The organism is Enterobacter cloacae complex sp. P16RS2 (genome assembly GCF_014982155.1).
Taxonomy (GTDB): domain Bacteria; phylum Pseudomonadota; class Gammaproteobacteria; order Enterobacterales; family Enterobacteriaceae; genus Enterobacter; species Enterobacter cloacae_M.
Genome location: NZ_JADCKW010000019.1, coordinates 82,186 through 88,486, shown reverse-complemented (window position 1 = coordinate 88,486; position 6,301 = coordinate 82,186). Strand labels below are relative to the sequence as shown.

Below are 6,301 nucleotides of genomic sequence, written 5' to 3'. Positions count from 1 at the left end.
TTCAGGTGTTAGTGTCCTTAGGATGTGGGGGTTCGAGTCCCCCCCCTCGCACCAATTATCTTACATCCCTTCTGAAGTTCCTCTTGTTTTCCCTGTTATTTCAAACTCATCAGTATCACCAGAATTCCACTGACCAGTGCTACGCATGATGGCAGTAAAACAAAGTGGCGCAGCTGCTTATGCCAGATCATGCCTGACGTGACTAACAGTCCTGACACAATGATCGCTTTCCAGGTATCAAGGGAGAGATCGGCAAACATCAACCCGCCGAGAATGGCTCCCGGTAGCAATACCCCCCAACCACTGCCAAGCGCCCTGTTCAACATGATCTGCCCTCTCACAACGATAATGATAACTAATATCATATGACACACATTATCATTTGTCAGCTGAATGAATCAAAATCCATCGACCTTTACCTTTCCCGTAATGACAGGAATTGCCTAAGGTGATAAATTGCACACCTGTTAACAACATCTAAAGATTTTCTGATAATTACTCTTTGAGTTATTTGCATGTTTTATTGCGAAACGGCACCTACTTATTTGTTTTAATTAAATTTTAATAAAAACGCACGACTATGACATCACAATCCTGGCGGTCTTTGGTTCACAGAAAATATCAATTGTCGTTACGTTTATTTTTATTTCTGAACGCAACCTCGGCAGTGTTCTCGGTAACAAATCCGCTCAATTCTGTACGCCTGTTATCTGCCCCACTTATTGCTATTTTCTCCATCAGCACCGGCCTGTTCGTCTGGCACTGGAGAAAGCGCGCGCGGAAGATAAATATTCCCGTTGTTTCAGGGATCTTCGGTATTTTGTGGGCATGGCAAATTGTGTCTAAATTCGCCTTAATTACCCACGACCACGCGACGTATTTGTTAATCGCTCTATTAACGGTACTTTTTATCGGAACGCTGGCATTCGCCAGTAATATCAAAGCATTTACGCTGCACTCATTGCCCACCTTTATTGCCTGTCTGTGGTTAAGCGATCACGATATATGGCTGAGAATGACCTATTCTTTCGCACTTCCTGTGGTGGCAATTGCTATTCATAACATTTTGCAAACGCGTAACGATCGTTTTGCTCAGGAATTGCTCTCACGCCTGTTGGAAGAGCGAGAAACCCTTACCGATCTCAGCATGATGGACCCGCTTACCGGCCTCTATAATCGTCGTGGTCTGCAAAGCCGTCTGGAGAACCTGCCGACGGTAGAAAATGGCGAGCACTTTGTTCTGCTGATGGATATCGACCACTTTAAAGCCTATAACGATCATTATGGCCATATGATGGGCGACCAGGCGCTGAAGCGCGTCTCTGCGGCAATCCGCGACGCCGTGCGTTCTCGCGATATTGTGGCGCGTTTTGGCGGAGAAGAGTTTATGGTGCTGCTGACCAATATTTCACTCGAACATGCCCGCCAGACGGCAGAGCGGATCCGTCAGAAAGTCTACGATTTGAAAATCCCACATCTGTTTAACGAGAGTGTCGCGACAAACGTCACCATCAGCATTGGTATTGCCATTTTCGAGGATGAAGACGTGGAAGGCGCGCTGGAAAAAGCGGACAAAGCCCTCTACGAAGCAAAGCATATGGGGCGCAATAACATTCTGTTGAGTGAAGAGCTGCAGACGGCGTAAACATCACGGCGGTGTCACCCGGACAAAAGTCTTGCCATTGGTATGAGCAATAGTTAGGATTGGCAATCATTATCATTTAGATTTCTATCTATACTATGGCTACGCATACCGCACACATCGTCGAACCCCTCCTCTGGCGAGCGCCCCTCACCAGCGGGAATGCTTCGCTTGCGGATGCCATACGGGATAAAATTGCGGAGACGCGTGCCCACCTGCTGGACTTTATCCGGCTTGATGAAGCGCACCCGAACCACGCCATGACGCTCTCAGAGTGGCGTCAACCGACAAAAATGCAGTCGCTTCTGGCCACCTATTCGGACCATATCTATCGCAATCAGCCCACTCTTACGCGGGAAAATAAACCACTGCTCTCTCTTTGGGCGCAGTGGTATATCGGGCTGATGGTGCCTCCCCTCATGCTGGCGCTGTTAACCCAGAAGAGCATGCTGGAACTCTCGCCGGATAATTTCCACGTCGAGTTTCACGAAACCGGGCGTGCGGCCTGTTTCTGGATTGATCTGCACGAAGACCAGAACGCGGAACGCCTGACGGCTCAGGAGCGCATGGAGCAGCTTATCATCCAGGCCCTGATCCCGGTGGTGGAAGCGCTTGAAGCGACGGGAGAAATTAACGCGAAGCTTATCTGGAGCAATACGGGCTATTTAATCCACTGGTATTTAACGGAAATGAAGCCTCTGCTTGGTGATGAGAACGTTGATGCCCTGCGTCAGTCCTGTTTCTTTGCAAAACAGCTTTCCGATGGTCGCGACAACCCGTTATTCCGTACTGTCGTGCTCCGTGATGGGCTTCTGGTTCGCCGCACCTGCTGCCAGCGCTACCGTCTGCCAGATGTTAAGCAGTGCGGGGACTGCACGCTGAAGTAGTCTTCCCCGGCCTGATGCCCTCACCCACAGGGAGAGGGAACAAACACTAAAAACGGCAACCTGAGTTGCCGTTTTGCTTTTACCTAAGCCACCTGCTGATTGTCCTCTTCCGCGTTACGCTGTGCCTCTTCCGCTTCCTGCTCCAGCAGCTGTTTCTCGTACACTTTGAAGAACGGGAAGTAGATGATTGCCGATACGCAGGCCAGAACCACAACCAGAATAGCCGCGCGGAAATCCCAGCCCAGAGCCCACGCTGCGCCTATTGGCGCCGGTGCCGTCCAGGGGACCACTGAGATGACGCGGCCAATCAGGTCAAACGTCATCGCCGCCCAGGCCAGCACTGCATTTACCATCGGTGCCAGCAGAAACGGAATAAAGAACACCGGGTTCATCACAATTGGCGTACCGAAAATGACGGGTTCGTTGATGTTAAAGAAGCTGGGTACCACGCTCAAACGCCCGATAGAGCGTAAATGCGCTGAACGGCTACGCAGATAGCAAATCACCAGCCCCATCGTGGCGCCCGACCCGCCAATCACGATAAAGAACGTCCAGAACGCCTCCATAAAAATATGTGGCAGAGGCTGGCTGGCGGCCAGCGCGGTCTGGTTAGCGCCCAGGTTAGTCAGCCAGAACATCTGCAGCATCCCGGAGACGATGGCGGCGCCGTGGATCCCGGCAAACCACAGCAGATGGCCAATCAACACGGCCAGCAGGATCGCAGGCAGGGAATCCGCTGCGGAAACCAAAGGTTTAAAGACCGACATAATGGCCTGCGGGATCAGCATGCCGAACTGAGACTGAATGAGCAGGCTCAGAGGATAAAGCGTCAACACCACTACCAGCACCGGGATGAGCAGATCAAAAGAGTTTTTGATCATCGGAGGAACCTGGTCTGGCAGGCGAATACCGATGTTATGCGCCTTGAGGAAACGCATCATCTCAACGCAGTAGATCGCCACCAGAATCGCGGTAAAAATGCCCGTCCCACCCAGGCTGTCGACTGGCAGCGTGCCTTTGGTTTTCGGTGCCGCGACCAGTAGAAACGCCATCAGCGACAGCATGGCACACATAAACGGGTCTAACTGGTGCGATTTGACATAGTGTTTGCCAAGGTTGTAGGCAATGGCCGCACAAATATAAATGGACATAATGCCCATCGTCATATCAAACGGCGTCAGGATCTGGCCTTCAAACTGCTTCGCCATATCCAGCCATGCTCGGGCGAAACCCCAGGTAGTATCCGGCGAAAACGGCGGGTATGCGAACACTAACAAAAATGAACCCACAATCATAAATGGCATCGCGGAGATAAACCCATCACGGATAGCCATGACATGACGCTGGGAAGAGATCCGCCCGGCAATCGGGCTCACGTAATTTTCAACAAAACGGAATATCAGGTTAAACGCAGCATGGTTGGCAGACATGGCAGATCTCCTGTCAGACGTTTGTTACGGGCACATTTGCGCCGCACGTTGTTCCATAAATCACCTTCACAACCTTGCTGGCTTGTGGACCAGGGGTACTGCTCAGACGGAATGGTTTCATAATTTGCTCTTATTATTGGATACAGGGGACGTTACGTACTCAGTATTAATCGACGCATCACGCTCTGCAACCGGTTACTGTAACCGGTTTCCGTGATTGTGAAGAGGATCCAGAAATCAGCCGTTCGGGATATTTGTTACTGAAGAGATATTTACAGAGCATAAATTCTTATGACAGATTACGCAGGATATTTGTCAGGAGGAAACAATGAGTTTGCAGTCTGTACAGCAGTTTTTTGCCGACAATGCGCCGGATATAGACGTCATTGAACTTAGCCAGAGTACCGCTACCGTTGCGTTGGCTGCTGCCGCCCATCGTGTTGAACCGGGACAAATCGCCAAAACCTTGTCATTAAAGGTGAAAAATGAGGTGATTCTGGTGGTAGCGAAAGGCGATGCGCGCCTGGATAACAAAAAGCTGAAAGACACATTTGGTGCAAAAGCGCGCATGCTCAGCAGTGATGAAGTGGTGACCATCACCGGTCATCCCGTTGGCGGCGTATGCCCGTTCGGCCTGGAAAACCCGCTCGCGGTTTACTGCGACATCTCGTTAAAGCAGTACGCCGAAGTCCTGCCCGCCGCAGGCGCAATTCATAGTGCCGTTCGTATCTCACCTGACAGAATGGCAGAGCTGACGTCCGCAAAATGGGTTGATGTTTGCATCTGATTGATGCGCCAGATCCTTTCTGGCGCGCAACAGGCAGGTTATAAAAAGGTCGGCTTGCTGAGTGCCGAACTTCGCGGTTCTCTTGCAGAAAGGTGGGTAATAATATCCGCCGCATCGAGTAGCCCTACGTCAGAGTTTACCCCCAACTTCACCATCGCATTAAACTTATGCGCCCGGATGGTCTTAATATTGCGTTCAAGCTGTGCCGCGATTTGAGGAATGGAATAGCCGCAAGACATATAACGCAATATTGCCCGTTCCGTTGGGCTTAACATTCTGCTTTGACTCCGGTACCAGTGATTCATCATATTGTCATTGATGCGCAGGGTTTCACTCAGCAATACCATGAGTTCATTCTGCAGGCGCTCAAGCGTCAGCGATTTGCTGACCACACCGTGAAGGCGTGACGGGGAAAGATGACTAATTAATCTTGCTTCCATCTCATCAGCGACCAGGATAATGCGCTGGATATGGCCATGCGTAAACGCAAAATCCCGCAGGTGCGCCAGGCAGCGACGACGCTCTTCTCGCGCATCGGAATATGAATAGATCAGCGAGAAAAAATTGATGTGCTGAAGTGCTTTCTTAAAGCTGTCAAACTCACTAAACAGATGCAGCTGATAATGATTCAGGCCGGGCATCGCAAAAAGATGCTTTAGCCCAACAGCACTCATCGTGCAATTTTCGACGATGGCGATATGTCTTGTTGAATCGGTTTTTTCCATTCCTCGAACTCTCCATAGGCTGACATCAAACTCAGCTCTCGCATTCCCTGTGTACTGTTTATCCAGGCGTACATATCGGCATTACTGCGTAATGACAGCCGTCGCATCGCACTGTTTTTCTGCGCACTGATAGTTTTATTGCTCTTCTTGAGCAATGTGGCGATTTGGTTAATCCCCCATCCTTTACCTAACAGCCGCAATACTTTGCGTTCGGAGTGCGTGAGCGCGATAACCTGTTCTTCTTCTTCCCCCGGACTTTGAGGTTCCGGGGTTAGCAACGCCTGGCTTACCCGCTCTGCGCGTTCGCTACCTGCCCGAATAGCGTTAACCAGCCCTTCAATGGGTTCAATATCAGAAAGCAACGTACTTTCCGGGCGCACAAGTAACTCAACGGCAATAGGGTTAAGCGGACGCGAAACTAAAAAGATCCAGTGAATGTTCCGGTATTGATTCAATAAACTGAAATACTCTTCGAGCGCGCCCCGAGGATTCCAGTATTCGCCTGAAATATCGGCAATGATGACGTCAGCGCGGCGTAGCTGGAGCAGTGTTAACTCCTGCAATGAGCTGCAATAGGTCAATTCAAAATCGGGGAAATGGCGAGTCATCACGCCCCCTAACCCGTTTTGCATGACCGGTATCCGGCTAATGATAACGCTATGCTTACCGTGCAAAGACAACATAGACCCTCCGTGTCCATTCTTCATGTGATGAGTAACGTTAAAATGCATCAACGTATGAGTATTTTTCGTCCCTGAGTGTAAAGCAGGTTAATGCAAGCAGAAGATAAGATGTATTCTTAGTTTAAGAAATGCCTAAACAGCAGTAAT

7 protein-coding genes are annotated in these 6,301 nt (G+C 50.1%); 3 read left to right on the top strand and 4 right to left on the bottom strand.

Annotation, left to right across the window (positions count from 1 at the left end):
• Positions 1-95 precede the first annotated feature (95 nt).
• Positions 96-365, bottom strand: a complete 270-nt coding sequence (locus INF68_RS13570; RefSeq protein ID WP_032660829.1) for a DUF1435 domain-containing protein — start codon at positions 363-365, stop codon at positions 96-98.
• A gap of 215 nt (positions 366-580) precedes the next feature.
• Between INF68_RS13570 and INF68_RS13565 the strand changes: the two genes are divergently transcribed.
• The gene (locus INF68_RS13565; RefSeq protein WP_023310308.1) at positions 581-1,645 is read left to right on the top strand and encodes a diguanylate cyclase; all 1,065 of its coding nucleotides are present in this window, start codon (positions 581-583) and stop codon (positions 1,643-1,645) included.
• Between the two features lie 95 nt (positions 1,646-1,740).
• Positions 1,741-2,529: a siderophore-iron reductase FhuF gene (fhuF, locus tag INF68_RS13560; RefSeq protein ID WP_126786302.1), complete on the top strand. Its 789-nt coding sequence runs from the start codon at positions 1,741-1,743 to the stop codon at positions 2,527-2,529.
• 83 nt (positions 2,530-2,612) lie between these two features.
• Here the strand turns inward: fhuF and INF68_RS13555 are convergent, their stop codons facing one another.
• Positions 2,613-3,959, bottom strand: a complete 1,347-nt coding sequence (locus INF68_RS13555) for a PTS sugar transporter subunit IIC (RefSeq protein WP_023310306.1) — start codon at positions 3,957-3,959, stop codon at positions 2,613-2,615.
• 328 nt (positions 3,960-4,287) lie between these two features.
• Between INF68_RS13555 and INF68_RS13550 the strand changes: the two genes are divergently transcribed.
• Positions 4,288-4,746 (top strand): YbaK/EbsC family protein, encoded by a 459-nt coding sequence (locus INF68_RS13550; RefSeq protein ID WP_008502085.1) that lies wholly within the window; start codon positions 4,288-4,290, stop codon positions 4,744-4,746.
• A gap of 38 nt (positions 4,747-4,784) precedes the next feature.
• Here INF68_RS13550 and bglJ read toward each other — a convergent pair whose 3' ends face one another.
• Together bglJ and INF68_RS13540 are read right to left on the bottom strand one after the other, a co-directional pair.
• Positions 4,785-5,420, bottom strand: coding sequence for a DNA-binding transcriptional activator BglJ (bglJ, locus tag INF68_RS13545; protein WP_109845619.1), 636 nt, complete (start codon positions 5,418-5,420; stop codon positions 4,785-4,787).
• Positions 5,417-6,154 (bottom strand): response regulator transcription factor, encoded by a 738-nt coding sequence (locus INF68_RS13540; RefSeq protein ID WP_109845620.1) that lies wholly within the window; start codon positions 6,152-6,154, stop codon positions 5,417-5,419. The genes bglJ and INF68_RS13540 overlap by 4 nt, the downstream gene beginning before the upstream one ends.
• Between the last annotated feature and the right edge of the window lie 147 nt (positions 6,155-6,301).